Origin of the sequence: Paraburkholderia sp. GAS82, assembly GCF_050436285.1 — a bacterium.
GTDB classification, from domain to species: Bacteria; Pseudomonadota; Gammaproteobacteria; order Burkholderiales; family Burkholderiaceae; genus Paraburkholderia; species Paraburkholderia phenazinium_B.
This window is the reverse complement of record NZ_JBNDLX010000002.1, coordinates 538881-564471: the sequence shown is the minus strand read 5'-3', so window position 1 is coordinate 564471 and position 25591 is coordinate 538881. Positions and strand designations below refer to the sequence as shown.

The window sequence follows — 25591 nt, the reverse complement described above, 5'->3', positions numbered from 1 at the left end:
TTGAACCGGGAGAATGAAGTATAGCCAGGGAAAAGTCTCGTACGAACAGGACCCGCTGCATCAAGAACCTACCACACCGAAAAACCTGCCCGTGCTATGGTCATACGCCATCGGTGCACGTGCCCGCGCCATCTAACCGCAACCACAACATTCGTCATCAGCGATGAATCGCCCGAGCCTTTCCTTCCGACAGCCGCGCGCCAACTGGTTGCTTCGCTCGCTCTACGTCCTCGTCCTGATCCTCGCCGCGATCGTACTCGCGGCCTGGCTGACGCTACGCGCCAGCCTTCCGCAACTCGACGGCACGCATAACGCAGCAGCCCTCTCCGCCGCGGTCACGGTCGAACGCGATATGCTCGGCGTACCCACCCTGCATGGCAATACACGGGCGGACGTAGCCTATGCCACCGGCTTCGTGCACGCGCAGGATCGCTTCTTCCAGATGGACCTGCTGCGCCGCGTCGCGGCAGGCGAGATGGCCGCGCTAGTCGGGGCGCCCGCGCTCGACCTCGACCGCCGCAACCGGCCGAACCGTTTCCGCGAACGCGCCCACGCGCTGATCGACGCCATGCCCGCCGACCAGCGCGCGTTGATCGATCGTTACACAGCGGGTGTCAACGACGGCCTGGCGTCGCTCGCTTCGCGTCCATTCGAATACTGGGTACTGCGTACCCAGCCGGCCGCCTGGCGGCCCGAGGATACCCTCCTCGTCGTCTACGCGATGTACTTCGACCTCCAGTCAGGCGAGGTCAGCCGCATTCTTTCGCGCGCTGCGCTGCGCCAGCGTGTGCCCGCCGATCTGTTCGCGTTCCTGCTGCCAGCAACTAGTCATTGGGACGCACCGTTCGACGTCGCCAAGCCTCCCCCCGTCGACCTCGCGACACCGCCAGCCACTCGCCCCGACTGGCTCCGCGCGTCGAAGACCGCAAGCATTGCGTTGCCTGCGACCGATCTCGCCTATAGTGACCTGATGGCCGGCAATTCGATGATCGGCAGCAACGGCTGGGCGGTCGATGGCGCACACAGCGCGCAAGGCGGCGCGCTCCTCGCGAGCGACATGCACCTGGGGCTCTCGCTGCCCAACATCTGGTATCGCCTGTCGCTCACGTGGCCAGGTGCGGACGGGCATCCGCGGCACATAACCGGAGTCAGCCTGCCTGGTGCGCCGCTCGTCATCGCCGGCAGCAACGGGCAGATTGCCTGGGGCTTCACCAACAGCTACGGCCGCTTCATCGACCTGATCGAACTGCAGCGCAACCCCGCTGATCCGCTGCAATACAAGACTCCCGACGGCAGCTGGCAAAGCGCAACGGTGCATCACGAACGCATCGACGTGAAGGGTGGCGCGTCGGTCGACCTGGCGGTCGCCGATACGCAATGGGGTCCCGAGATCGTGGTCGGTTCGCACACTTTTGCGTTGCGCTGGGTTGCCCACGACGCGCAGGCCGTCAACGTCAACCTGCAGCGACTCGAAGACAGCACCAGCGTCGAGGACGCGCTGCATACGGCGCAAACCAGCGGCATTCCAACGCAGAACTTCATGGTCGCCGATTCGCACGGCAACATAGGCTGGACGCTGGCCGGACCGCTGCCGCACTGGACCAGCGGCGCGACAGCCACGAGCAACTCGTTCGACGATCTGCCCTTTGATTCCGCCACCTACCAGGGCTGGCAAGGCTATCTCGAACCGGCGAATTACCCCTCGCGAATCGCCCCGCCGCTTGGACGCTTGTGGACCGCGAACAACCATACGCTGCCACCCACCGAAGCGGGGCTGCTTGGCGATGCCGGCGCCGACCTCGGTGCGCGTGCGTCGCAGATTCGCGATGACCTGCTCGCGCTGCCACATGCAAACGAGCACGACATGCTGGCTATCCAGACCGACGACCGCGCGCTATGGATAGACAGTTGGCGCCGTCTCGCCCTCTCTGCGCTCGATGCCGATGCGTTGCGCGACCATCCGCAGCGCGCCGAATTCCGCAGTCAGGTGCTCGCATGGAACGGCCGCGCCGATGCAGACGCCATTGGCTACCGTCTCGTTCGCGCGTTCTATTTCTCGCTGTACGACGCATGGTTCGGCAAGCTCGACAAAGATATCCCGGCGAGCTTTGGCAATAACGCAGACAACCCGCAGACGGGTTTTCGCGCTGCAAGTTCACGCTACGAAGCGGTCATGGAAGCGCTCGCCGCCCATCAGGCATGGGTGCCGGATGGCGTCGCCAACTGGCGTGCCTTCATGCTCAACCGTGTCGACCACGCAATCGACCAGTTGCCACCGGACGTGAACGTATCAGATGCGCGTTGGGGCGATCGCAACCGCGCGGCCATCGAACATCCGTTCGCGCGGATCGTCCCAGGCTGGCTGCCGTGGATACGCGGCTGGCTCGCTGCGCCACGCGATCCGCTGCCGGGCGACTTCAACATGCCGCGCGTGCAGGCACCTTCGTTCGGAGCGTCCGAGCGGATGATCGTGTCGCCGGGACGCGAGCAGGAGGGTATCTTCGAAATGCCGGGCGGGCAGTCCGGCAATCCGCTCTCGCCGTACTTTCTGGCGGGACATGAGGCGTGGGTACATGGCGACACCACGCCGTTCTTGCCGGGTGCTACGGTGCACCGGCTTGAACTCGTGCCACAGGTGCATTGACCGCGCAGCAATCTTCGAGCGAACGAAGATGCGGACCGCCCAAATTTAGTTCGACGTCACTGCCGGCAAGAACGACCACCAGCAAACCTGATCAAGCGCGGAGGTGGCGATCGACGGACTGAACCCGGCCGCGACGCTGGCATTCCAGCCGTTTTGCGCGTCCGTGCTGTCCGAGCAACTGCTGACGTAGTCGAGCGTCCCTGTAAAGAACGCGCTGCGCGGCAACTTCGCCTCCGTGCTCTTCCACGTCTGCAGCTCTTGCAACAGCGAACTATCCAGCGACGGCAGGAATACCTGTTCGGCGAAGTTGCCGTCCACAAGCATCGGGAACGACACGCCGCCGCTTGAACCGCTGAGGGCCGAGGTCGGCGCATTGTTCAGCATGATCGTCAGATTTGGGAATTCCGTGCGCAGCTGCGCGACCAGGTCCAGACCGCCTTGCGCGCAAGCGGCATCGCACGGGCCCTGCGCTGCATTCGCGCCGTGGCCCACGATTTCGATGTTATCCAGCATGAATCCATCGACACCCGTCGCCGCAAGGCGCGACGCAACGTAGTTGACGATCAGGTTCTGATAGGCTGCATTGCCGACGTTCATCCAGTATTCGTCCGAGTAGCCGCTGTACTGGCCGAGCTGGGCCGCTGTATTCGCGCCGCAGGACTCGAAGCCGGCCGGCACCGTTGTCCAGTAGGTTCGCCAGGTCTCGCAGGCGCCGACGTTCAGATAGCTGAGCACCTTCGCCTCTTTTGCCTTGAGCGCGGTAATCTGCGCGGGCGTGAAGTTGGGACTGCCCGTGCCCGGATCGGCGTCGATGACGATCACGTTGAAGCTCGAAGCCAGTTGGGTAGGATTGGTTTGTGCCGCGGTGCCGTAGTACACCGCCCACACCGCAGAGGCCGGAAGGTTTCGCGCGGCCGCAATCGACACGTTGGTCGAGCCGCTCAGCGTGACCGCACTGGTGGCGCTGGAAGTCGTGCCGGCACTGCCGGTGGAACTGCCGGAAGCGCTCTGTGCGCCTCCGCCGCCACCGCACGCGCCTGACAATGCCGCGAGGAATAAAACAGCCCCAAAGAAGCAGCGAGCAAATAGTGAGCGCATGATTTATCTGGTTGGAGTTTTCTACAGCGTGGCATGCGCGGCGGGTCGCCGCGCGCCGCAAATGTAGCAGTGCGCGGGCGGCCTCAGCAACTCGGGTGAATCAGAATGCAGAAGTATAGATAGCCAATGCATCGGCCTCCGAAACGACCCGGGGATTATTGACGAGCAAGCGCGTCTGTAGCATCGCGTCGCTGGCCATCCGTTCGAGACCGCTACGTTCGATGCCCACCGCCCGCAGCGTCGCAGGTATCCCCGTCGCGGCAATCAGGTGTTCTACATGCTCGATCAAGGCCTGGGTGCGGCTAGCATCGCTACCGCTCGCTGCCGGCACGATCACACCGGCTAGTTCGGCGTACAGATGCGCCGCCGCCTCCGCGTTGAAGCGCAGCACGTGCGGCAGCACGAGTGCGTTGGAAAGACCATGCGGCACATGATAGATACCGCCGATCGGATAGGCCAACGCATGCACCGCCGCCACCGGCGAGTTGGCAAAGGCCTGACCGGCAAACGTCGCGCCGAGCAGCATCGCCTCGCGCGCCGCGCGGTCCTGGCCATTCTCGCAGGCAGGCAGCAGATTGCTCGACAGCAATTGGAGCGCTTTCACGGCAAGCATGTCGGAGATCGGGTTCTTCAGACGCACCGAGGTGTACGCCTCGATGGCATGCACCATCGCATCGATGCCGGTCGCCGCGGTCGCAGCGGCAGGCAATCCGAGCGTGAGTTCTGCGTCTAGGATCGCCAAATCGGCGATCAGCTGCGGCGCCACGACGCCCATCTTTTTCGCTTCGCCAACGGTGACGATCGAAACCGCGGTCACTTCGGAGCCCGTGCCTGCCGTCGTGGGCATCTGCACGAGCGGCAAGCGCGCCACTTCGACCTTGTTGACGCCGTACATTTCGCCGAGCGTTTGCTGGTCTTGCGGCACCAGCACGGCCAGCAGCTTCGCCACGTCCATCGAGGAGCCGCCGCCCAGGCCCAGCACAATCTCGGCCTTTGCGTCACGCGCCCACGAAGTGGCTTCCAGCACGATATGTTCGGGCGGATCGGCGATCACATCGTCGATCACGGTGACCTGCCAGCCGTGGGCGGCGAGATCGGCCAGCGCGGGATTCAACAGACCGCTGCGATGCAGAAAGCTATCCGTGACGACACACAGGCGCGTCAGTGCCGGAAACTGCTCACGCAGCAAACTGCCGAGGCGACGTGTGGCGCCATATTCGACGACGAGCGTCGGCACGGTCTGAAAGCGGAATGTGTTCATGGTGATGTCTCCTCCGGTACCATATAGCCTGAGATTTCGAGGCGAATTTCAACATGATACGCAAGACACTCAACGCGTCCCAGCTACAGCAGGAAGTGAACCGGCGACTGCATCGTCTTCAGGAAGTCGTCGAAGACGGCGTCAAGATTCGCGTTCCCCGTCCGCAGCTGCAAGAGCCCGACAAAACCGGCTGCAATTGGGATATGAAGCACTTCGGCAACGCCGCAGGATTCGAGCGGGACATTGCAGCAGTGCTCCAGGCGGTACGCGCTGAGTACAATCTGCGCGCGGAAGCAAAGGAAGCGGAAAACCCCTTCGGCGACTTTCCGGGCGACTGAGTTGCGCTGAGTTGCAAATTGCAAACAATCGCAAAGAATTGCTGAGCGTCGCCGACGGTCAGGGCTCGCGCGAGAATTTATCGAGGCTGATGCCCAGTTCCGCAGCCATATGCTCGACGAGCGTCTGAAGGCGCACCAGCTCCTCGCCCTGACGCTTCACTTCCGCTCGCAGTGTCTCGACCTCGGCGAATGCCGCCGGGTCTTCCGCAACGCCGCCACGCGCGGCCTCTTCGCTCACGCTGACTTCTCCGCACAACAGATGCGCCCAGCGATGCTCTCGTCCACCCGGCGCACGCGGCAGCTTCACCACGCGCGCCGGTTCGTGCGCCGCAAGTTCATCCAGAAACACTTCAACCGACGAGATATCAGCGAAGTCATGCAGGCGCGAACTGTTCAGACGCAATTCCGCGGCCGTTTGCGGACCGCGCAGGATCAACACCGTGAGCAGTGCGGCGGACTGGCTCGGAATGCCCAGCACGCGATTCATGTTGTGCTCGAAACGCGGCACGCGGCTGCTGCTGCCTTCCAGCACGAGACTGAGGCGTTTCATACTATCGATGGCGGTGAGCACCTCGGCCTCGCTGACGTTCATCACCGGAGCGCGCGCGGTTTTCTGGTTGCAACCGGCGGTGAGCGCGTTGAGCGAAAGCGGATAGGTGTCCGGCACCGTGTGCTGTTTCTCGACGAGCACACCCAGCACGCGCGCTTCGATGGGCGTCAGGGAACGCATGGCGGGGCGCGGGATAGCGTCAGGGGTGGTATTCATAGATGACTTCGCTTCGGGCAGCGCCAGACGGGCCACCCTGATCGTGAGCCTGACGGGAATGTCGGGCGAAGATCACTATGATATCCGGCATGGGGGCGTCTGCGCGACGGGTTCGCGTCATGTATTGCGCCCCGCGTTGCACGCCAGGTTGTCGAATGAGGTGCGCCCCCCAGACGACTAGGCCCGCCGGGCGAGGCTGCCCGGCGGTCTTCAGCCACTACTTACGCTGCGCCACCAACACTTCAAACGTCCCCGGAATCACCGCAGGACGAGGATGGGGATTGTCTGCCGTCGCCACCTCCGCAGGGCCGAATTTAGACGACACCAGATACACGCGATGAGCCTTGGCGTCGAGCGCCATCGTCTTTGCGCCTTCCAGCGTCTGAACGTTTTGCACCACCGTATAGTGATCGGCATCGTCCTCGTGAACGATCGTCAGCGTGCCGTCCGCGCCATTCGAGCTGAACGCCAGCTTCAAGGCGGGATCGAATGCGGCGGTGTCGGGGTGACCACCGATCGGCACCTCCGTCACGTGACGGCCTGTGGTCGAGTCGATCACCATCATGCGCTGGTTGGCGCAAACGGTGAACAGGCGCTCCTGCGTGGTGTCGATGGTGAGCCCGGTCGGTTCCTCGCACGGCGCGATCGACCAGTGCGTAAGCACTGCGCCAGCGTTGCCGTCCATCTCGACGATCTCGCCTTTGTCCTCGACGTTGACGAAGACGTGCCCGTGGTTATCCGCGGCGAGCGCCTCCGGTTTGCCGCCCACCGGCATGGTCGCGACCACCTTGCGGCTTGCCACATCGATTGCGCTCACGCTGTTGTCATGCCCGTTGCTGACGAACACCCGCTGCAGCGCCGGCACGTACAGGATGCCGTCGGGGTCGGGGCCTGCCGCCTTGATCGTGTCGATCACCTTCAGCGTATCCAGGTTGATGACAGTGATGGTGTTCGCCCGGCCGTTGGTAATGAAGCCGAGCTTGCGATCCTGTACGAATGCGAAGCCGTGCACGCCGTCGGTGTTCTCGATCTCTCCAGACAGCTTGCCGGTGCGCGTATCGACTACCTGTACATGGGTGTCGCGACTGACGAACAGATGGTGGCGCACCGGATCGTATGCCACGTAATCCCAGTGATCCGCGCCGCTTAGAGCGTAGTGTTGAGTTATTTCGAACTGCGTATGAGCGCTTTCCGCGGCGACACAGGCTCCCGCCACTACCAGCATTGACGCTAGCGCGCCGGCAAGAAGGCTCTTCAGAACGTTTCCTTGTTTCACTTTCAGTCGACTCCAGTGGATTTTGTTTATGGCTGTTTCAGATAGGGCCAACCGGACGAACGATTACTAATCGTGGTCGTTGAGGTTGAAGGTGACCCATAACTGCTCGGACAGCGTTTTGCCCACAAATGCAGGCTCGGGTTTGGGATACGTCGCATCCCGCACAGCAGCCAGCGCGGCACGATCCAGCAGCCCGATGCCGCTCGATACCACCACGCTTACATCGGACACCACGCCGTCGCGATACTGAAATGCGACCCGTGTGCGGCCGGACATGCCCGCCATGCGCGCCGACTCCGGATAACGCAGCGCCGCCTGAATCGCCGCGCGCAGCGCACCCTCAAAGCTTGCGTTCGGCGCCGTCGCAGCGGGTGCGGCAGCCGGCGGTGGCGGAGGCGGACGCGGCGCGGGCGGAGCTTCGGTCGGTGTCGCGGACGGCAGCATCGGCGCCGGGGCAGGCGTCGGTGCTGGAACGGGCGCGGCCTTGGGCGGCGCAACATGCACAACATGCTGGACGTGACGCGGCGGGACAACCGGGTGCGTGACCTGGGGCGTCTCCGGCTTCGGAGGAGTCAGCGGTTTCGCAGCAGGTTGCGGCGTCGGGACGGGAGCAAGCGCGGGCGCCGCCAGCGTCAGCAACGTCGGCGGCCGTTCGGGTGCCGGCTGCGAGCGATGCGTCAGGAGCACAACGCCGCCGCCAAGCAGCAACACTTCCGCAAGCAGTGCGAACGCCGCAGCAGACGCGAGACGCGGCCGTTCCCGCACAACCTCAGGGGCGGAGACAGTCGCCATGTCAGTTCGCCACGGGTTGCGCAGCCAGCGCGATCTGCGAGACGCCTGCCGCACGGCAGGCGTCCATGACCGCGACGAGCTTCTGGATCTGCGCCTGTTTCGAGCCGGCAATCGTCACCACGGTGTGTGCCGCATCCGCTCGCGCCGCCAGCATTGCCGTCAGTTCAGCAGGGCTCAAAGTGCGGCCATCGACAGAGAGGCTGCCGTCGGTGGCGAGCGTGACAGTCACCTTCGGCGGCGGCAAAGACTGTGTCGTGCTGCTCGTCGGCAACTGCGTGCGCAAGCCGGCATTCGGAATCATGTGCAGCGTGATCATGATGAAAAACACCAGCAGAAAAAACATGATGTCGATCATCGGAATGATCTCGATGCGAGCCTTGCGCGCTTCGAAATACTTCATCGTCACGCTCCCTGCGACGCGAGTTTTCCGACCACGGCGCGCGGTGCTTCGCGCACGGCCTTCGAGGCTTCTTGCGACGTTCCAGCCAGGCGATTGACGAGCGCAGCCTTCACGGTCTCGAGCTGATGCACAACGCCCCGCACGCGATTGTGCAAGCCGTTAAAAAACACCAGACCGATCATCGCCACAAACAGCCCGGAGGCTGTCGCGATCAGCGCTTCGGCGACGCCGCCCGTCACCTGGGTCGGTGCGTTGCCGGGATTGGAGAGCACCTGAAACGCGTTGAACATGCCGACGATCGTGCCGAACAACCCAAGCAGCGGCGCCAAAGTGACCACCGTGTCGAGCACCCAGAGAAAGCGGTCGATACGCGGTGCTTCGCGCATGATCGCTTCCTCGAGGCATGCGTCGAGGTCTTCACGCGAGGCGTGCCCGGCAAGACGGGCCGCGGTGGCGAATAGCGTGGCCGTCGGCAACGAGTGGAACTGCTCGGCGCAGGCGCCCAGCGTCGTCGCATTGAACTGGTCGAGCCGGTCGATCTGTTCGAGCGCAGCGCGGCTATTGCCGGCAGCGCGCTGTAAAAACCAGCTGCGCTCGATAATGATCGTCAGGGCAACGAACAGCATGGCAGCGATGACGTAGAGGACACCGCCCGAATTGTTCGCGAGGTGCAGCAGAGTGTCGACGGTCATGGAAAACTCCTGTTAGAAATCGGTGGACAGCGTGCCGATAAATGCACGGCCCGGGATGGTCCAGTACAGCGGGGTATTGTCGGCAGCGGTAAAGCCTGCCAGCGCATCGATGCTGGTGCGGTTGAACAGGTTGTCGATCTGGAAGCCGATACGCGTGTCATGCATCCACGGCGCGAGGTTCTTGATCGTGTAGGCGGCCGAGAAGTTGGTCACGGTGAAACCGCCAATCGGCTGGGTGTCGCCCGTATCGCCGAACTGGTGACCGACAAACTTCGTGATCAGCGAGCCGGCCAGCGGACCATGCTCATACAGCACGCCAGCCGCGGCGGTCTGTTGCGGCGCATTCGGCATCCAGTCGCCGGTGCTCTTCTGCTTGGCCGAGTTGAACGTCAGATTGGCGTACAGGCTGAAGCCGTAGCCGAGCGAGAACGTCGCTTCCGATTCGAAGCCTTTGTAGACCGCGCCACCGGCATTGGTGAAGATCGTGTTGTCGCCCACCGTGCGGCTCGTCACGGCATTGCGGAAGTTGATGTAGTACAGGTCCGCCGAAACGGTCAAACGGTTCGTCTTGAAGGTCGTGCCGATCTGATAGTTATCCGTCTGCTCCGGATCGGGCTGGCCAGAAACCGTCGGGCTCTGCACATAGAACACATTCAGGTTCGGCGCCAGAAAGCCCTGCGCGTACTGGATATACGCGCTCCAGTCCGAGGTAATCTGATCATGTACCGTGAGCGAGGGCAACACCTTCGACCAGGTATGACCGAAGTCCACCGGAGTGCCTGAGCCCTGATTCATCGGCGAATCGATTTGCCGGTTGAACGACACGTATTTCACGCCCGGCGTCACCGTCAAACCATACGGCAGTTGCAATGCGTACTGCAGATACGGCTCGAACGTCAGCAGCGTATCGGTCATCGTGAAGTTCTGTGACAGGAACGCGAAGTTCAGCGAGTCGTCCACATTGAAGTTGTCGCGGAAGTTGGACTGATGTGTGACCCAGGCGCCCAGCTGCAGCGTGCCTGGGCCGATCTTCCGCTCGGCGGTGAGGACGTCGCCCCACGCGCGGTAATTGTTGTTCATCTCCTGACCCGGCACGTCGTTCGGCCCGAGGCTCGTACCATTGGGGGTTTCGCCGTTCGGATCGAGCCCGTTAAAGCCGTTATGGTAGTAGCCGTATGTGTACACCTTGTTATCGATCACCCATTGGGCGACTTTCGTTTTAACGTCGATGTATTCGAAGTCGGTATTGATCAGATCGACGTTGTAGCCGTAGTACGCCTGGCTCGCCGGATTGTTGTTCACGCCGAAGTTCGGGCCAAAATCCTGGATCTGCTGGGCGGTCGCGCCAAGCGGCACGTTTTGGTGGATCTTGTTGTAGGTGGCGAAAAAGGTGACCAGCGTGTCGTCGCCAAGCGGCTTTTCGAGCTTGAAGTAGACATTTTCCCGACGTTGCGCAGAATCAGTCAGGTAGCCGTCGCTATTGGTTTGCGTATAGCCGACCATCGCACGGGCATCGCCCCATTGCTGGATGTCGCCCGTGTTCATCTCGGCACCGGCGGTCCACGTGTTCCAGCTACCGTATGAGCCCAGCACCGAAAACGACGGCGTGAGCGACGGATCTTTCGAGTCCAGCCCAATCGTGCCGCCGAAGGTTGCGAAACCGATCTGCGAGGCGTCGCCCGGACCACGGTCGATATTGATCGAGCCCAGCACCTGATTCGAGAAGAACGACGTCGAGTGGTGCGTGAAGTCGTTGGAATCGCCAAACGGGATGCCGTCGAATGTCACGTTGTACTGACCGTCCTGAAAGCCGCGAATCGAGAGACTCTGCGATTCCATCAACCCCGCGCCGTTCGGATCGATGTTCGACACGCTCGGCGCGATCTGAATGATGTCGCTGTAGTTCGACGTAGGTGCCGTGCTGTTCTGGATATAGTGCTGGCTGATGATCGACTTCGGTTCGGTAGTCGTGAGCGAACCCTGCGAGGGCGCCTGGGCCGGCGCCGACTCCACATTCGTCGTAGCAGGCGTGCTGTTAGCGGACGACGACACGGCCGTGCTTTGTACCGAACCGAGATCGCCGGTTGCCTGCGCATGCGAGATCTGTGTTCCGGCGGCGCAGAGCGTCGCGAGAACGAATTGCGTCAGAGGCTTCTGATTGAGCTTTGAACGTACCCGTTGCATGATTCATGCATCCTTGTTTTTGAATAGAGCGGTGGGAGCGATGGAGCAGACAAGGCGGGATGCTATCGATAGCGCATTAATACCGAGTGATGGGTAACTTACGAAGTTAAAGTTCTTATTACGGATACCCAACAAGCTGTGCTGCAAACAAAACGGCGCAGACGTGCGCTTAGATTTGTAAGTTTCCGTACACTACGCATTCATTTGTCCACGTTAGGATGGGCACTTTCGTCCAGGCGCCGGTCCTCCTTCATGCCACACGATCAATCGGAAAAACGCTCTCTTGGAAAGTGATGCATCGGCCTCTTACCCGGCGGGGCGCAGACCTCGGATTCTGATCGTCGAAGATGACGAGCGTGTGCGCCTCGAAGTCGCAGCAGCACTCGAAGACTATGGCTTCGCGGCCGATAGCGTGGCGAGCGGGCACACCGGCCTGCTGCGCGCGCTAGATGGCGACTTCGACGCGGTCGTGCTCGACCGCATGCTGCCCGATATCGACGGTCTGTCGATCCTCTCCACCCTGCGCAATGTCGGCAAGGAAACGCCCGTGCTGATCCTCAGTGCACTGTCCGCGGTGGATGAGCGTGTGAGAGGTCTACGCGCCGGCGGCGACGACTATCTGACCAAACCATTCGACAGTCTCGAACTCACCGCACGCCTGAATGCGCTGCTGCGCCGCCGTTCGTCATCCAAGGAGCCGTCTGCATTGAGCGTCGGCGATCTCGTGCTCGATATGGGCACGCATCAGGTAGAACGTGCCGGTGAGGTGATCGAGCTCAAGCCGCGCGAGTACCAGTTGCTCGAATTCATGATGCGGCACGCCGGACAACCGGTCACGCGGGCGATGCTGTTCGAGTCCGTGTGGAACTACCATTTCAACGCCCAGACCAACGTGATCGACATGCATATCGGTCAACTACGCCGCAAGATCAGTCTGAACGGGCGGCTCTCGGTGATGATTCATACGGTGCGCAATGTCGGCTATATCCTCCACGCCGGCGAGTAAGCGGCGAACACGCATGCATCTGAGCAGCGTCGGCTGGCTGCTGGCGGTGTTCATCACCTCGGCGATCGTGCTGTTCGCGATGCTTTACTGGGCGACCCACAGTTACCTCGTGCACGAGGTCGATGAGCGCCTGCTCGGCGAGGTGGCCGAGTTCCATTCCATCGGCCGCGACGAGGCGATCGCGAACATCGATGCGTTGAGCCGGCGCGATGTGGCAAGCAGTCGTCCCTATGGCGTCTTCGACACAGACGGCACGTGGCTCGCCGGTAACATCCACGTCCTGCCGCCAGCGCACGACGGTAAGCCGTTCAACTACGCGCAGATCGTGCGCGAGGGTGACCGCACCGAAACAGAACACTTTCGCGGCATCATCGTGCCCACCGTTAGCGGCGTGCGCGTCGTCGTTGGACACTCGATCGATGAGATCCGCTATTTCGATCACACGCTGCTGAAAATGCTGTGCATCGGTCTGACGCTCACGATCATCCTTGCTGTGGGATGCGGCGCGGCGCTCAATGCAATGTCCAATCGCCGCATCCGCGCTATCAGCCTGACTGGACGCGAGATCATGGCGGGGCAGCTAAACCGGCGCTTGCCGACCCGCGGCACGCATCACGATCTGGATCGCCTGGCGGAGATCGTCAACACGATGCTGGACGAGATCGAGCGGCTGGTTGCCGAAGTCAGAGGGGTATGTGCCGGGATCGCGCACGACTTGCGAACGCCGATGACCCATCTGCGCGCAGGGCTTGAGCGTGCGCGCCGGCGCTCAAATAGCGTCGACGATTACGAAAGTGCGGTCGATGCGGCCCTCGTGCAATCGGACGTCGTGCTCAATCGCTTTACCGCCCTGTTACGAATCGCGGAGATCGAAGCCGACGGCCGGCGCGCGAGCTTTGGCGATGTGTCGCTCGACACCGTGATCCGCGACGTCGTGGATCTGTACGAGCCGGTAGCGGACGACCGCGGTCTGACGGTGTCGGTGCACGCGCCCGCACCCGTCCAGGTGCGGGGCGATATCGATCTGCTGTTCGGCGCGATCGAAAACCTGCTCGACAACGCACTGAAATTCACCCCTGGCGGCGGCTCAATCTCGGTCGAAACGAGGATGGAGGCAGGCGAACCCATCGTGCACGTGGCCGACTCAGGTCCCGGCATTGAAGCCGGCGAGCGCGAAGCCGTTCTGCGGCCGTTCTATCGCAGTCCTAGCCAGCAAGCCCAGGCGCCGGCCGGTCACGGCCTCGGTTTGAGCCTCGTGGCGGCCATTGCGCGGGTGCATGACGCCGACGTGGAGATCCACGATAACCAGCCGGGATGCAGGATGGTGCTGCGTTTCAGGGGGAATGTGCTGGCGCGGTAATCGAATCACAGGTCACCTTGCTTGCGGTCGGTTGCGAGGCGTAGCATGACGCACTCCCCTACGCCCTCTTTCGAGTCTCATGCCTTCCACGCGACCGTTGCCGCCGCTTATCGCTCTGCGCGCTTTCGAAGCCGCCGCGCGGCACTTGAGTTTCAGCCTGGCGGCGCAGGAACTGTTCGTCACGCAAAGCGCGGTTAGCCATCACATCCAGAAGCTCGAGAGCGAACTGGGAGTAACACTCTTCGAACGGCGCACGCGCGCAGTTGCACTGACCACAGCAGGGCAGGCCTACTTTGCAAAAGTGCATGCCGCCTTTGAACTCTTGCGCACCGGCACCGCGGAAACGCGTGCAACCACTACCGCGCGGATCAAGCTAACGGTCGGCTTGCTGGCTTCGTTTGCCACACGCTGGCTCGCGCCCCGCTTGCCGGCGTTTTCGGCAGCGCATCCCGGCATCGAACTGCAATTGCGGCCCGATATCGCGCTCGCCGACGTCCCCGGCGGCGAAGTCGACCTGGCCATCCGCTACGGCCGCGGCGGCTGGGCCGACGTACGCGCACGCAAACTCATGCCGGAACGGCTCTCGGTGGTGTGGTCTCCCACCCTGCTCGGCGGCACGCGCCGTCCCCGCAAGCCGCAAGACCTGGTGCGCTATCCGCTGCTCGCGTCACACGCCAAACTGCCCTTCGAATGGCAAGCATGGGGGACCCGCTTCGGCGTGGATCTGCGCGGTGCACAGACAGTGCATCTGCACGACTACAACATCGTCGTGGAAGCGGCCCTCGCAGGACAAGGTGTCGCCATGGGCCGGCATCGCCTGATTGCTCCGCAACTGGCGAGCGGCGCACTGGTGCAGGCAGTGCCTGATGCGGTACTCGACGATCCGCGCATCGGCTGGTGGCTCGTCACGCCGCGCGCAGCGAAGGGCGAGATTGAGGCTGCAACGGCCTTCCGCGACTGGCTGATGCAGACCGCGGCGCAAGACCCGATAAACTGAACGCATTAGTTTCGCTCATGCGTGGCCGGCAAGAATTCATTCGTCAGCCGACGATAGCCGCCATAGGATGGAACGTCCATCCACCCATTCATAGGACGCACACGACATGACCCTCTCGATCTCTGCCCGTGTAGCCGAACTCGGTATCACGCTCGAATCCGCCGCCGCGCCTGCGGCCAACTACGTCCCGTTCGTGCAGGACGGCTCGCTGCTGTTCATTTCCGGTCAGATCTCGCGTAAGGACGGCAAGCCTGCTTACGTCGGCCGCCTGGGTGACAACAATATCTCGGACGACGAGGGCGTGCAGGCAGCACGGCTCGCCGCGCTTGGCATACTGTCGCAGCTTGCGGCGGCCACGGGCGACCGGCTCGATCGCGTGGCTCGCATCGTACGCCTCGGTGTCTTCGTCGCCAGCACGCCGGAGTTCAACCGTCAGAGCGCCATCGCCAACGGCGCCTCGGATCTGATGGTAGAAGTGTTCGGCGACGCCGGCCGCCACGCGCGTGCCGCCGTGGGTGTTGCATCGCTGCCGTCCGGCGTGGCCGTGGAAGTCGAAGCAGTCGTCTCGTTGAAGCAACCCTGAACCCATCCTGCATCACTGGAACCTTCAAGTCATGTCAGCCCCCCTCACCGACGCAACCGTAGACGGATTGCGCGCCCAAACGCCGGGCACGCAGCACACCACGCACTTCAACCACGCTGGCGCATCGCTGCCGTCCGCAGCGACGTTGGAAGCAGTCCACGCCCATCTGTGGCGCGAAGCGACCATGGGACCCATGGAAGCCGGTGTCGCAGCGCGCGCGCAAATAGAGCGTGCCCGTACCCTCGCTGCGCAGTTGTTCAACGCGCAACCGGCGGAGATCGCCGTGACGACGGGCAACTCGCAGGCCTGGGGCAGCGCATTCGCCGCGTTGGGCACATGGCAGCCCGGCGATCGCATTCTGGTTGGGCGTCACGAGTGGGGCGGCAACCTGGCCAGCATGCGCCTGTCGGCAGCGCGTGCGGGTGCATCGATCGAGGTGATCCCTTCCGATGAAAGCGGCGAGGTCGATCCCGAGGCACTCGAGGCGATGCTCGACAAACGGGTGCGCCTGATCGCGCTGACGTGGATGCCGGCCAACGGCGGCCTCATCAACCCGGCCGCCGCCATCGGACAAATCGCGCGACGTCATGGCATCGCCTACTTCATCGACGCCGCGCAAGCGGTCGGACAAATACCTGTGGATGTGGAGCAACTCGGTTGCGACGTGCTGACCGGCGCGGGCCGCAAGGCGTTGCGCGGTCCGCGTGGCACAGGGTTGCTGTACGTACGGCAAGACTTTCTGCCTCGGCTCACACCGGCCTACGTCGACACCCAAACGGCGCCCCTCGATGACGACGGCGAACCTGTCGTGCGCAGCGACGCAGCGCGGTTCGAATCTGTCGAAGTCGCGTCTGCGCTGCGCTGCGGTTTGGCCAATGCGCTGCAGGAGGCGCTGGATATCGGCGTTGAAAACATCCGCGTACGCATCGACGCCGTCGCGCAGACGCTGCGCGCCGAACTCGCGCAGATCGACGGCGTGACGGTCCTCGATCAGGGACGCGAACGTTCGGGGCTGGTGGCCTTCGGCGTGGCCGGTATCGATGCCAAAGAGGTGCAACGTGCGTTGGCGGCGCAAGGTGTGGCCATCGGCAGCAACGGCGTGGGCTACACACCGTTCGATATGAACGCGCGAGGTCTCACCCAGATAGCGCGCGCTTCCGTCAGTTACCTGACCACCGAGGCGGAGATAGGCAAGCTGGTGGGGAGCTTGCGCACGCTCGTCCGTTAAGGCACGCTTCACGCGACACAACGCGGCGACGCTATCACGCACGCCAATACAAGGAGACGTCAATGGAGCGACCCGAGTTCATCCGCCACTGGAGCGAACTGGAAAACCCGGACGATGCCCACTACAAGGGCAGTACCGAGCTACTTGCCATCGGTGCGCCGCTTGCCAGGAAGCTTGGACTTCAGCGCATCGGCATTCACCATGTGCGCGTGCCGCCTGGACGTCGAACCTCGTATCCGCATGCGGAAAGTGCCGAAGAGGAATTCGCCTTCGTCATAGAGGGCACGCCGGATGTGTGGCTCGATGGTCATCTGCATCCGCTCAAGCCCGGTGACTCGGTGGCGTTTCCGGCGGGTACCGGGATTTGCCATACCTTCATCAACAACACGGATCAGGACGTGCGGCTGCTGGTGGTCGGAGAAACCGACAAGAAGGAAAACCGGATTCGTTATCCGATGCATGAGGCTCACGAAGCCACTCGCCCAGACCGTTGGGTCGATTGGCCGACGCGTCCCATGGGTCCGCATGACGGCAAGCCGTCCGGCAGCAAGTCCTGAGCGACACGCCGCCTGCGGCCACGCTAACCGTCAAAAACGGGTTCGGTCGGCCATCCAGTTGGCCGCGGCGGCGGACAGCAGCGCGACCGCCGCGGCATTGAGCGGCGCGAGATCCTCGGACATCTGCGTCACCCTTGCCGCCGCAGCCGGACTCTCCATGGCTTCCGCACACGCGAGCAGTTGACCCAACAGGCCGGCCCGCGTCTGGATGGCTTCGCGCACCGTTTGCGCCAACTGCAGTTCAGAAAACAGATCGACGGGGTTGCGCTGCAGCACGGCAGGCAACAGCGAGGTCATGCCCGTCATGAATGCGTTGTCGACGAACTCCTCGTCGTGCGGCCTAAGCCTGCGCGCGGCCAGTTCCATGAAGCGCCCCCGCGTGCCGACCAGTTGCACCAGTGCATTGGATGCGACAGACCGGCTATTGCCGTCCGTGTACAGGGCGAGCAGGGCCCAGCGGCGCAGCCAGTCGGTGCCGACCAGTTGGACCGCATCGCGGATCCGCAGGCGCCGTCGCGTCAACGCGTGATGCGCCGAGCTGGCGAAGCGCAGCAGCTGCATCGTCAGTGCGGGATTGCGTTTGACCTCGTCTTCCAGGGTCGGCAGCGGCGGCTCGGCGCCCAGCATCACCAGCAGTTTGACCAGCGCCTGGCGCAGCGGCGGAATCCTGCGCACCGCGAGCAGATGGGGATGGGCGAAGTAGTAGCCCTGAAACAGGTCGCAGCCGGCCTCGTAGGTCCACCGGTAGTCGTCCGGTGTCTCGACCTTTTCCGCTACGACGCGCTTGCCGGCGCGGTGCATTGCAGCAACGAACGGCGCCAGTCGCGACGCAGTCCAGTCCGGCACATCGATCTTGACGACTTCAGCGCAGTCGAACACCTCCGCGTGGCCCAAGGCGGCCTCGCGAACATCCTCCATGGCGAAGCGGTAGCCGGATCGCGTCAGCGCCTTGATGCGTTGAACCAGTTGATCGTCGTACTGCGCGGTTGCCTGAATTTCAACGACGAAGTGAGCGGATGGCAGCAGGCTGAACATCTCGTTCATCAGCCAGTCGCGCCCCGCGTTGATGTAGCCGGCGCGGCCGGCCAATACGCTTTCCATGCCAAGTTCGCCGAGCGTCTCAATGACGATGTCGGCGGTGGCGCGCGTCTCGTCGAGCGGCGTGCCGTCGGCGGGTTCGGCGTTATCGGAGAAAGCGAACGGCCGAAACAGCAATTCGTAAGCGACGAGTTGTCCCTCGCGGTTGAGGATCGGCTGCCGTCCGAGATACGAGGTCATCGCGATCAGGGACAACGCGGCAGCATCGTGCGACATGTCATTCATGCGGGTTACCGGTTAGCGAACCTGCGCCACGCTGTCCGATCGCTGGCAAGCGGCGGCGTAGAGGCCCTAACGGTGATAACGGCTGCAAACAGGGAAAAGTTGAAGGCGGATAAGCCGGCGTAAGGCGTTTGGACATCCCGCGCGTCGCGACGACGGCGTTATTGACCCCGCCACCGGGCCGCCGCAGTAAGGTAAAGGGGCAATCGGAAGCCGGCTTAAACGAACTGTGCCGCTTTCTGACTGGCGAGCAGGATGGCCGTGTGGGCGGGCGTCACGTCCACATGGCCTCCGGACTGCGTCAGGGTGGACAGGATCGTGTGGTCGTCGAAACGGCACTGACAGAGCACGTGGTCGGAGGCGGCAAGCTTGACCGTTTGCGCCAGCGTCAGGGTCGCCAGAAGCTCCGCGCTCTGCGCGGACAGCCCCAGCCGAAACATGCCGACCAGCCTGTCCTCACGAAGCATGCGTTGCGCCAGCATGATGTACGACAGATTGACTTCCCTGATGAAACCCTGCGCTTCGCCGTCGCTCATGATCTTTCGCCCTCCGGTAAACATCCACTTCATTTCTAGCCGGCAATCGTCTGGCGCGCTAAAGCCTTGTGCAGTGGGGCAGACGCACGGCCGAACTCGCTGTGATTTACCAGCAGAAACACAAAGTTACATTTTGATACGTTTGAGTGGAGTGTAGGGATGCCCTTCCACGAAGACAATGTTCGCGAAATTTTCCGAAAGGTAGATCGTCAGTCGACCATTACGCGGCCTTACGAGCCGCTAAAGAAGGCCTGCCTCGTGACGAGCAAGCGCCCAAAATGCAAACGACCCGGCCACATGGGACCGGGTCGTCACGTCGATGCAACCCGCCGTCGTCTGGCGGGGCAAAGCCTGCTTACTGCTTCACGCCTTCCGCCTGAATGTGCAGGACGGTCGCCATCTTGAAGCCGTAGGTCTTGCCGAAGTCGATACCGAAGTCCGAACGGTCGAAAGTCGCCGTCGATTCCGTGCCGCACACTTCGCGCTTGAGCATCGGGTGCTGGAAGCACTTGAACGATTCGATCTTCAGGTTCAGCGGCTTCGTCACGCCGTGCAGGGTCAGCTCGCCGATCACTTCAACCGGCACATCGCCCTTGAACTTCATCGACGTACCCTTGTAGACCGCGGTCGGGAATTGGGTCGCGTCGAAGAACTTCGAGCTCTTCAGTTCCGTGTTCAGCGTGTCGTTACCGATGTCCACCGAAGTCATGTCGATGGTCGCCTCCAGCGTGCCCGTCTTCGCTTCACGATCGATCGTCACCGTGCCGGTGGATTTCGTGAACTTGCCGCGCCAGATCGAGACGCCGCCAAAGTGGTCGGCTTCGAAGCTCGGCGAAGTGTGCGTCGGGTCGAGCGTATAGGTGGTGTCGGCAGCCATCGCGCTAAACGATGCACCCACTGCCAAGGCGGCGACTGCTACGGCTAAAAGTTGCTTTTTCAAAGTGATTCTCCTGGGAGGTTTGCGGTTCATTTCTTGGCTGCAATGATGTGAAACTTGATCACGACCTCGTCGGCAACAACCGAGGTGTCTTTCCATTCACCCGTGCCGATTTCGAACTGGCTGCGTTTGATCGGCAATGCGCCGTCGAAGCTTTGGGTCGACCCTTGCTGGGTAACCTTGACCGGCACCGTGACGTTTGCGGACTTGCCCTTGATGGTCAGCGTGCCGCTAACGTTGAACTGGTTGCTGCCGGCCGGCGCAATCGCACTCGAGACGAAGGTGGCGTTCGGATAGTGCGCAGTGTCGAACCATTCCTTGCCGCGCACCTGCTGGTTGTAGCTATCGTCGCCGAGGTCGTAGCTGGCGGTGTCGATGGACAGCCTGGCGCTGCCCGCCGCCGGCTTGGCCGGATCGAAATCGAGCTGTGCCGTGAACTTCTTGAACGTCCCTTCGACAGGCACGTTCATCTGTTTCGAGGTCGCGGTTACCGTGCTCTTCGACGTATCGACCTGCGCATGCGCCACGCCGAGGAACAGCGAAGTCGCTGCGGTCGCTGCGACTAACCAGCGAAGGAAAGGAGTTTTCATGTCTGCCTTCAATCTGCCTTAACCCTAAGGCTACTTGAGAAAGGGGATCATACGCGCCAGCAGGCCGTCACGATCGATGAAGTGATGCTTCAGCGCAGCCAGCGTATGAGCGGCCACGATCACGAGCAACGTGTAGTTCAACCAGATGTGGATGGTCTTCAGCACGATCTTGAGCGCGGTGTCCGGCCCGATCAGCGTCGGCAGCGGCACGATACCCAGATAAACCACCTGAATTCCGGCGGCAGAGCTGTAGAGATAACCCGACGCCGGAATCACGAACATCAGCACGTACAGAATCACGTGCGCCACCTCCGCCGCCAGCTTCTGCAACGGCGGCATGCCCCGCGGCAGTTCCGGGGCGCGGTGTGTCAGGCGCCACGCCAGCCGGATTACGGCAAGCATGAACACCGTCACGCCGATCCACTTATGCCACGAAAAGTACTTGAGCTTGGTGGGCGTGAAGCCGGGAATGTCGGTCATGATCCAGCCCAGATAGAAGCCGGCCACGATCAGCAAGGCGATCAGCCAGTGAAGGCTCATCGCAGTTGCGCTGTACCGCTGCTTGAATGGAGGAACTGTCGTCATCGTCATCCCGTCTGGCGTCTTGAGGGCAGTTCGTCCACACAGGAAACGAACAGGTCATTGGGATGCGATTCTAGGAGTGCGAAATCATGCTGAATAGCGGCTTGAAAGTGAACAGATTGTTGTGCTGGCGACGTTAATCGACGACTTCCACGGCTCGAACCTGCACTTTATACAACGTTTTTATCTCCAAACCCGTAGCATCCGGTTCTCAATTATTAGACCCGACCGGCAATCGATTATTGAGTTTTCGTATGCGAATTTCTCTCCGCGGCGCCAAGCCCGCATTGCCGCTTCGGGCGATTGACCCTCGCAGTCCCGCGACAACACGGAGCTTAAAAGCATGAAGAAGTCTTTACTGGCACTTGCGCTGACAGGCGCATTTGCATTGACCGCCCACGCGCAAAGCAGCGTCACCCTGTACGGCGTCATCGATACGGGCCTTGTGTTCACGAACAACCAGGGCGGCCACAACAACTGGCAAGAAACCAGCGCCTCGACGGAAAACACCGTGTATGGCCTTAAAGGCTCCGAAGATCTCGGCGGCGGACTGCATGCGATCTTCAAACTGGAAAACGGTTTTAACCTCAATAGCGGCAGCCTGTTTAACGCGGGCGATGCATTTGGCGAGCAGGCGTATGTGGGCGTGCAAAGCGACCAGTTCGGCACCGTTTTGTTCGGCCGCCAGTTCGACACCGTCAACGACGTGCTAGGGCCGATCTCGTCTGCCGGCGGCACCTACGGCGGCAACCTCGCTGCGCATCCGTTCAACAACGACAACCTCGCTGCGGATTCGATGAGCATCAACAACGCGGTGAAGTTCACGAGTAACACCTACGCCGGCGTCACCGTCGAAGGCATGTACGGGTTTAGCAACAAGGCCGGCGAGTTCTCGAACAACCGCGTGTATGGCTTCGGCGCGACGTATGCGCACGGCCCGTTCAACCTCGCTGCGGGTTACCTGGAACTGAACAACGCAGGCGGCGGCGTCAGCGGCACGAATCAGAACGGCGCGGTGGCGCTCGATGACGGCAGCGCCGATTTCGTGGCGCAACGCCAGCGCATCTGGGGCACAGGCGGCAACTATACGTTCGGCTCGGCCACCGTTGGCCTCCTTTGGACCCATTCTCAGATCGACAACATGTCGAGCGTGTTTGCCGGCGGCGATGGTTTCGTCGCCTTGGGTGGCGGCCTGCGACTCGACAACTATGAAGTGAACGCGCATTACGCGCTGACCCCGAGTTTGAGCATCGCCGGCGCGTACACGTTCACGGACGGCTCGTTCAGCAACGGCGGCACGAGCGCATCGCCGGAATGGAATCAGTTCACGCTGCAAACCGACTACTCGTTGAGCAAGCGCACCGACGTCTACCTCGAAGGTGTTTATCAGCACGTCCACGGTGCACCGGCTGGCTCGGTACTCAGCGACGCATCGATCAACACGCTATCGCCCTCGTCGAGCGGTACGCAAGTGGCCGTGACGGTCGGCTTGCGTCACCAGTTCTAAATAGAAGGTATTTGAAAGACGGAGGCCGCGCGGCAAGCGCGGCCTCGCTCATCGCCCACCGCTTACCTCACCTCCGACACAAACCTTCGTATTCATCCAGCCCGTTCAGTGCATTCGCAGGGGACGTGCGAGATTGCTCGGCATGCCTCATAATCACGCGCGCCCAGAATATTCCGGGCTACGTAACGAGGCCCAAAGCAAAAGACCCCACCGGTTTACCGCAGCGTCCCGCCTCAGATTTCCCTTCTCTGAACTGGCTTTATGTTTTCGTCACCCCAACTTGGCGCTGGCCTGATGGCGCTTGCCGCCTTTCTGACGCCCGTCGTGTCGTTCGCGCAGCAAGCCACGACTAACGCCGCGCCGACGCCAGACTGGACCGTGACGCTCGGCGCCGAAGCGCAGTGGGAACCCGCGTATCCCGGCGCAAACTTCATGCGCCTCAGGCCTTATCCAGCGTTCGATATCGAATACAAGAATCGCTTCTTTGCCAAAGAAGACATGCTGGCGGGCGTGTATCTGGTTAACAACGCGAACTGGAGCGCAGGCTTGGCGCTGCAGTACGATTTCACCGAACGCGAGACGAGTGAAGACGCCCACCTGCATGGGCTACGCAATGTGCCCACGACGCCACGAGCCAAGGTTTTCCTCAACTACACGCAATCGGCGTTCACGTGGTCGAACTCTGCGGCCCAGGATATTGGCGGGAACCGTGAAGGGCTGGTGGTCGATACCAATGCCACGGTCACGCTGCCCATCGGCAAACAGCTGTTTCTGACCGCTGGTCCCGGTGTCACGTGGACAAACGGAACGTATCAGCAGACATTTTTCGGCATCACGCAGAGTCAAAGCGCAGCTTCCGGTTTGCCGGTCCACGACGCGCATTCCGGCGCGGCCACCGGCTACATCACCGCCGAGGCCGATTATCTGATCACCAAATCGCTGATTGCCACGGTCGAACTGAAATTCGCGCGCCTATATGGAAACGCCGCGTCGAGTCCGATCACGCGGCGTGTACAGCAAAATACAGACACCTTCGCGCTGACGTACACGTTTTGACGCGTATTCTCCACGGCGCGAATTGCTGAGTACCCCCAAACCTTTCGAATAGATGTCATACATGCGCAACAGGCAGAGAGGGATAGAAAAGAGCCAGATGTCCTGCATTTCCGCGAAAATCTCACGTGAGAGCCCATGTCCTCCGGCATCGAATGCGATACCATTGCCCCCCAATCAATAAGTTAGGCGTGCCATGAAGCACGCAGTGCTGTGAAAATTCAAAACGCCAAAAGGTGGGCCCCACGCGGTTCCCGGGCTTGGCTTGCCGCGTTTCTCGCTTTGGCGGCAGCAAGCGGAGTACGCATGCTACTCAGCCCGTTCGTCGGCCCCGCAATGCCGGGCGCATTATTCTGCGTCGCCGCTGCGCTCATCGAATATTTTTTCGGGCTAGGTCCCGCCTTGACCGTCATGCTCGTCGGACTGGTCATCGCCGACTATCTGTTTGTGCCGCCGTATGCCGACTTTTCGGTTTTCGATCACAGCGACGTGACGCTCGTCGTCTCGTATCCTTCGGTGACGCTTCTCATCATCTGTCTGATCGAGCGCCTGCGCCGGGCACAGTTTCGCGCGGAGATGTTCGCGTCAGTGGCCAAATCGCGGTATGAAATGCTGCTGCGCGCGGATAACAATCGCGCGCTGCGGCTTCGCACGATCGACGAAACGCATCGGCTGTTGCGCCATCTGCCGCACTATCACGACTCCATCATCCTGATCCAGGCGCTCGACCGGAAAGCGTCGTTGCGTCCGGATGCGGATCACGCGGCTGGCACAGTACACGCCCTGCCGCATACTTCGGCGCCAGGCAGCCGCTTTTCGGCCGTGCATCCCGCGGATATCGAACGCCTCCAGAACAGCCTTTCGCCTGGCAGTCATCGCCTGCGAATCAGGAGCGGCGACCACACGTATAAGCCTGTCGACTGCGTCGGGGAGCGTTTTACGACGCATGCCGGCGACTTTCTGGTCCTGCGAATCGAGGCTTAAGCATTGGATCAAGCCAGACACATCCTCCAGGAAGGCGGTGAGCACGCCGTGCTCATGCTGCACGGCCTCTCGAGTTCGCCACTCGAAATGCGCTTTCTCGCACGTCATTTGAACACCGAAGGATTTACCACTTTCGCGCCAGTTCTGGATGGCTACAGCGCGGGCTCAACTGAACGCGACATGCAAGCCTGGGTCGACGCTGCCGTACGTGAGTTCGACTTGCTGGCCGAGCGGTATGCGCGGGTGTCGGTATGCGGCTTGTCGGTAGGCGCGGCGCTCGCGCTGGCCGTGGTCGGCAAACGGCCGACGGCCCACGCAGTCGTTCTGCTATCGGTCACCCTCTCGTACGACGGTTGGGCGATACCGTGGTACCGGTTTTTACTCGGCTGGGCCTACTACACGCCGCTGCGCAGTCGCTGGCGTTATCGCGAAGCCTCGCCGTTCGGTCTGCGCAACGAGGCTTTGCGCGCGAAGATCGCGCGCGCCATGCAGCGCAATGGCATCAGCGAGGTCGGGCCGTCTACGATCTCGCTGCCCGCGTTGCGCGAGGCGAGCCGGCTTGCAAAACGCGTTCGCGCGAGCCTCGCTGGCATCACGACCGACTGCCTGATCATTCATGCTATCGACGATGAAACGGCCAATCCGCGCAACGCGCATGACGTTGCAGCGAAAATTGCCTCGCCGTTTCTGCGCACGATCTATCTCGACGACTCGTATCACATGATCACCTCGGACAACGAGCGTGAAATCGTGGCGTCCGAAACCACTGCGTTCCTGCGCGAGAGCGAAGCCGCCCGCGGCATTGGCAGCGGTGCGGAGTCCCAGGTCGTCTCCAAGGCGCTCGCGCGGCGGCTGCGGCAACTGGCGGCGCTGGGAAGCTGAGAACGCGGTTTCGTGGTG

Annotated in this window: 25 protein-coding genes; 12 read left to right on the top strand and 13 right to left on the bottom strand. The window is 62.0% G+C overall.

The genetic code is table 11. The features are described 5' to 3' along the window. Positions 1-163: 163 nt before the first annotated feature. Positions 164-2644, top strand: coding sequence for a penicillin acylase family protein (locus tag P3T17_RS08920; protein WP_429406105.1), 2481 nt, complete (start codon positions 164-166; stop codon positions 2642-2644). Positions 2645-2689: 45 nt separating this feature from the next. Here P3T17_RS08920 and P3T17_RS08915 read toward each other — a convergent pair whose 3' ends face one another. Together P3T17_RS08915 and P3T17_RS08910 are read right to left on the bottom strand one after the other, a co-directional pair. After that, positions 2690-3742, bottom strand: a complete 1053-nt coding sequence (locus P3T17_RS08915) for an endo alpha-1,4 polygalactosaminidase (RefSeq protein ID WP_429406104.1) — start codon at positions 3740-3742, stop codon at positions 2690-2692. Between the two features lie 100 nt (positions 3743-3842). Then, the gene (locus tag P3T17_RS08910) at positions 3843-5003 is read right to left on the bottom strand and encodes an iron-containing alcohol dehydrogenase (protein WP_429406103.1); all 1161 of its coding nucleotides are present in this window, start codon (positions 5001-5003) and stop codon (positions 3843-3845) included. A 53-nt stretch (positions 5004-5056) separates the two neighbouring features. On the opposite strand from P3T17_RS08910, the gene P3T17_RS08905 reads away from it, so the two are divergent. Next, a complete protein-coding gene (locus P3T17_RS08905) occupies positions 5057-5341 on the top strand; it encodes a hypothetical protein (RefSeq protein WP_429406101.1) in 285 nt (94 codons plus the stop codon). Positions 5342-5399: 58 nt separating this feature from the next. Here the strand turns inward: P3T17_RS08905 and P3T17_RS08900 are convergent, their stop codons facing one another. From P3T17_RS08900 to P3T17_RS08875, 6 genes are all read right to left on the bottom strand, one after another. Beyond that, on the bottom strand, positions 5400-6107 hold the full coding sequence (locus tag P3T17_RS08900) for a YceH family protein (protein ID WP_074267018.1): 708 nt from the start codon (positions 6105-6107) through the stop codon (positions 5400-5402). Between the two features lie 217 nt (positions 6108-6324). Continuing rightward, positions 6325-7383: a YncE family protein gene (locus P3T17_RS08895; protein WP_429406100.1), complete on the bottom strand. Its 1059-nt coding sequence runs from the start codon at positions 7381-7383 to the stop codon at positions 6325-6327. Positions 7384-7449: 66 nt separating this feature from the next. After that, a complete protein-coding gene (locus P3T17_RS08890; RefSeq protein WP_429406099.1) occupies positions 7450-8175 on the bottom strand; it encodes a TonB family protein in 726 nt (241 codons plus the stop codon). Between the two features lies 1 nt (position 8176). Then, positions 8177-8575, bottom strand: a complete 399-nt coding sequence (locus tag P3T17_RS08885) for an ExbD/TolR family protein (protein ID WP_074267016.1) — start codon at positions 8573-8575, stop codon at positions 8177-8179. 2 nt (positions 8576-8577) lie between these two features. Continuing rightward, positions 8578-9267, bottom strand: a complete 690-nt coding sequence (locus tag P3T17_RS08880; protein ID WP_074267015.1) for a MotA/TolQ/ExbB proton channel family protein — start codon at positions 9265-9267, stop codon at positions 8578-8580. A 12-nt stretch (positions 9268-9279) separates the two neighbouring features. Beyond that, on the bottom strand, positions 9280-11451 hold the full coding sequence (locus tag P3T17_RS08875) for a TonB-dependent receptor (protein WP_429406098.1): 2172 nt from the start codon (positions 11449-11451) through the stop codon (positions 9280-9282). 283 nt (positions 11452-11734) lie between these two features. Between P3T17_RS08875 and P3T17_RS08870 the strand changes: the two genes are divergently transcribed. The 6 genes from P3T17_RS08870 to P3T17_RS08845 all read left to right on the top strand — a co-directional run bounded on the left by P3T17_RS08870 (position 11735) and on the right by P3T17_RS08845 (position 17182). Continuing rightward, positions 11735-12457 (top strand): response regulator transcription factor, encoded by a 723-nt coding sequence (locus P3T17_RS08870; protein WP_074267013.1) that lies wholly within the window; start codon positions 11735-11737, stop codon positions 12455-12457. A gap of 13 nt (positions 12458-12470) precedes the next feature. Continuing rightward, positions 12471-13817 carry a sensor histidine kinase gene (locus P3T17_RS08865; RefSeq protein WP_429406097.1) on the top strand — a complete coding sequence of 449 codons (1347 nt, stop codon included), beginning with the start codon at positions 12471-12473 and terminating at the stop codon, positions 13815-13817. Between the two features lie 79 nt (positions 13818-13896). After that, positions 13897-14814 (top strand): transcriptional regulator GcvA, encoded by a 918-nt coding sequence (gcvA, locus tag P3T17_RS08860; protein ID WP_429406096.1) that lies wholly within the window; start codon positions 13897-13899, stop codon positions 14812-14814. Positions 14815-14920: 106 nt separating this feature from the next. Continuing rightward, on the top strand, positions 14921-15397 hold the full coding sequence (locus tag P3T17_RS08855) for a RidA family protein (RefSeq protein WP_429406094.1): 477 nt from the start codon (positions 14921-14923) through the stop codon (positions 15395-15397). 31 nt (positions 15398-15428) lie between these two features. Next, positions 15429-16625, top strand: coding sequence for an aminotransferase class V-fold PLP-dependent enzyme (locus P3T17_RS08850; protein ID WP_429406093.1), 1197 nt, complete (start codon positions 15429-15431; stop codon positions 16623-16625). Positions 16626-16687: 62 nt separating this feature from the next. Continuing rightward, complete coding sequence (locus P3T17_RS08845; protein WP_429406092.1) at positions 16688-17182, top strand: cupin domain-containing protein; 495 nt, start codon at positions 16688-16690, stop codon at positions 17180-17182. A gap of 30 nt (positions 17183-17212) precedes the next feature. On the opposite strand, the gene P3T17_RS08840 is transcribed toward P3T17_RS08845, so the two are convergent. From P3T17_RS08840 to P3T17_RS08820, 5 genes are all read right to left on the bottom strand, one after another. Then, positions 17213-18505 carry an EAL and HDOD domain-containing protein gene (locus P3T17_RS08840; protein WP_429406090.1) on the bottom strand — a complete coding sequence of 431 codons (1293 nt, stop codon included), beginning with the start codon at positions 18503-18505 and terminating at the stop codon, positions 17213-17215. Between the two features lie 215 nt (positions 18506-18720). Continuing rightward, positions 18721-19041 (bottom strand): flagellar transcriptional regulator FlhD, encoded by a 321-nt coding sequence (gene flhD / locus P3T17_RS08835; protein ID WP_429287457.1) that lies wholly within the window; start codon positions 19039-19041, stop codon positions 18721-18723. Positions 19042-19393: 352 nt separating this feature from the next. Next, on the bottom strand, positions 19394-19978 hold the full coding sequence (locus P3T17_RS08830) for a YceI family protein (protein WP_074267006.1): 585 nt from the start codon (positions 19976-19978) through the stop codon (positions 19394-19396). A gap of 26 nt (positions 19979-20004) precedes the next feature. Next, positions 20005-20565 carry a YceI family protein gene (locus tag P3T17_RS08825; protein WP_429406089.1) on the bottom strand — a complete coding sequence of 187 codons (561 nt, stop codon included), beginning with the start codon at positions 20563-20565 and terminating at the stop codon, positions 20005-20007. A gap of 30 nt (positions 20566-20595) precedes the next feature. Further along, positions 20596-21150, bottom strand: coding sequence for a cytochrome b (locus P3T17_RS08820; protein ID WP_429406088.1), 555 nt, complete (start codon positions 21148-21150; stop codon positions 20596-20598). A gap of 340 nt (positions 21151-21490) precedes the next feature. Here P3T17_RS08820 and P3T17_RS08815 point away from each other — a divergent pair, with 340 nt between their 5' ends. The 4 genes from P3T17_RS08815 (at position 21491) to P3T17_RS08800 (ending at position 25573) form a co-directional block, all read left to right on the top strand. Further along, positions 21491-22654, top strand: coding sequence for a porin (locus P3T17_RS08815; RefSeq protein ID WP_074267004.1), 1164 nt, complete (start codon positions 21491-21493; stop codon positions 22652-22654). Positions 22655-22915: 261 nt separating this feature from the next. Further along, complete coding sequence (locus P3T17_RS08810; protein ID WP_429406087.1) at positions 22916-23710, top strand: MipA/OmpV family protein; 795 nt, start codon at positions 22916-22918, stop codon at positions 23708-23710. 210 nt (positions 23711-23920) lie between these two features. Further along, positions 23921-24691 (top strand): DUF4118 domain-containing protein, encoded by a 771-nt coding sequence (locus P3T17_RS08805; protein ID WP_429406086.1) that lies wholly within the window; start codon positions 23921-23923, stop codon positions 24689-24691. A gap of 54 nt (positions 24692-24745) precedes the next feature. After that, on the top strand, positions 24746-25573 hold the full coding sequence (locus P3T17_RS08800; protein WP_429406472.1) for an alpha/beta hydrolase: 828 nt from the start codon (positions 24746-24748) through the stop codon (positions 25571-25573). Positions 25574-25591 lie beyond the last annotated feature (18 nt).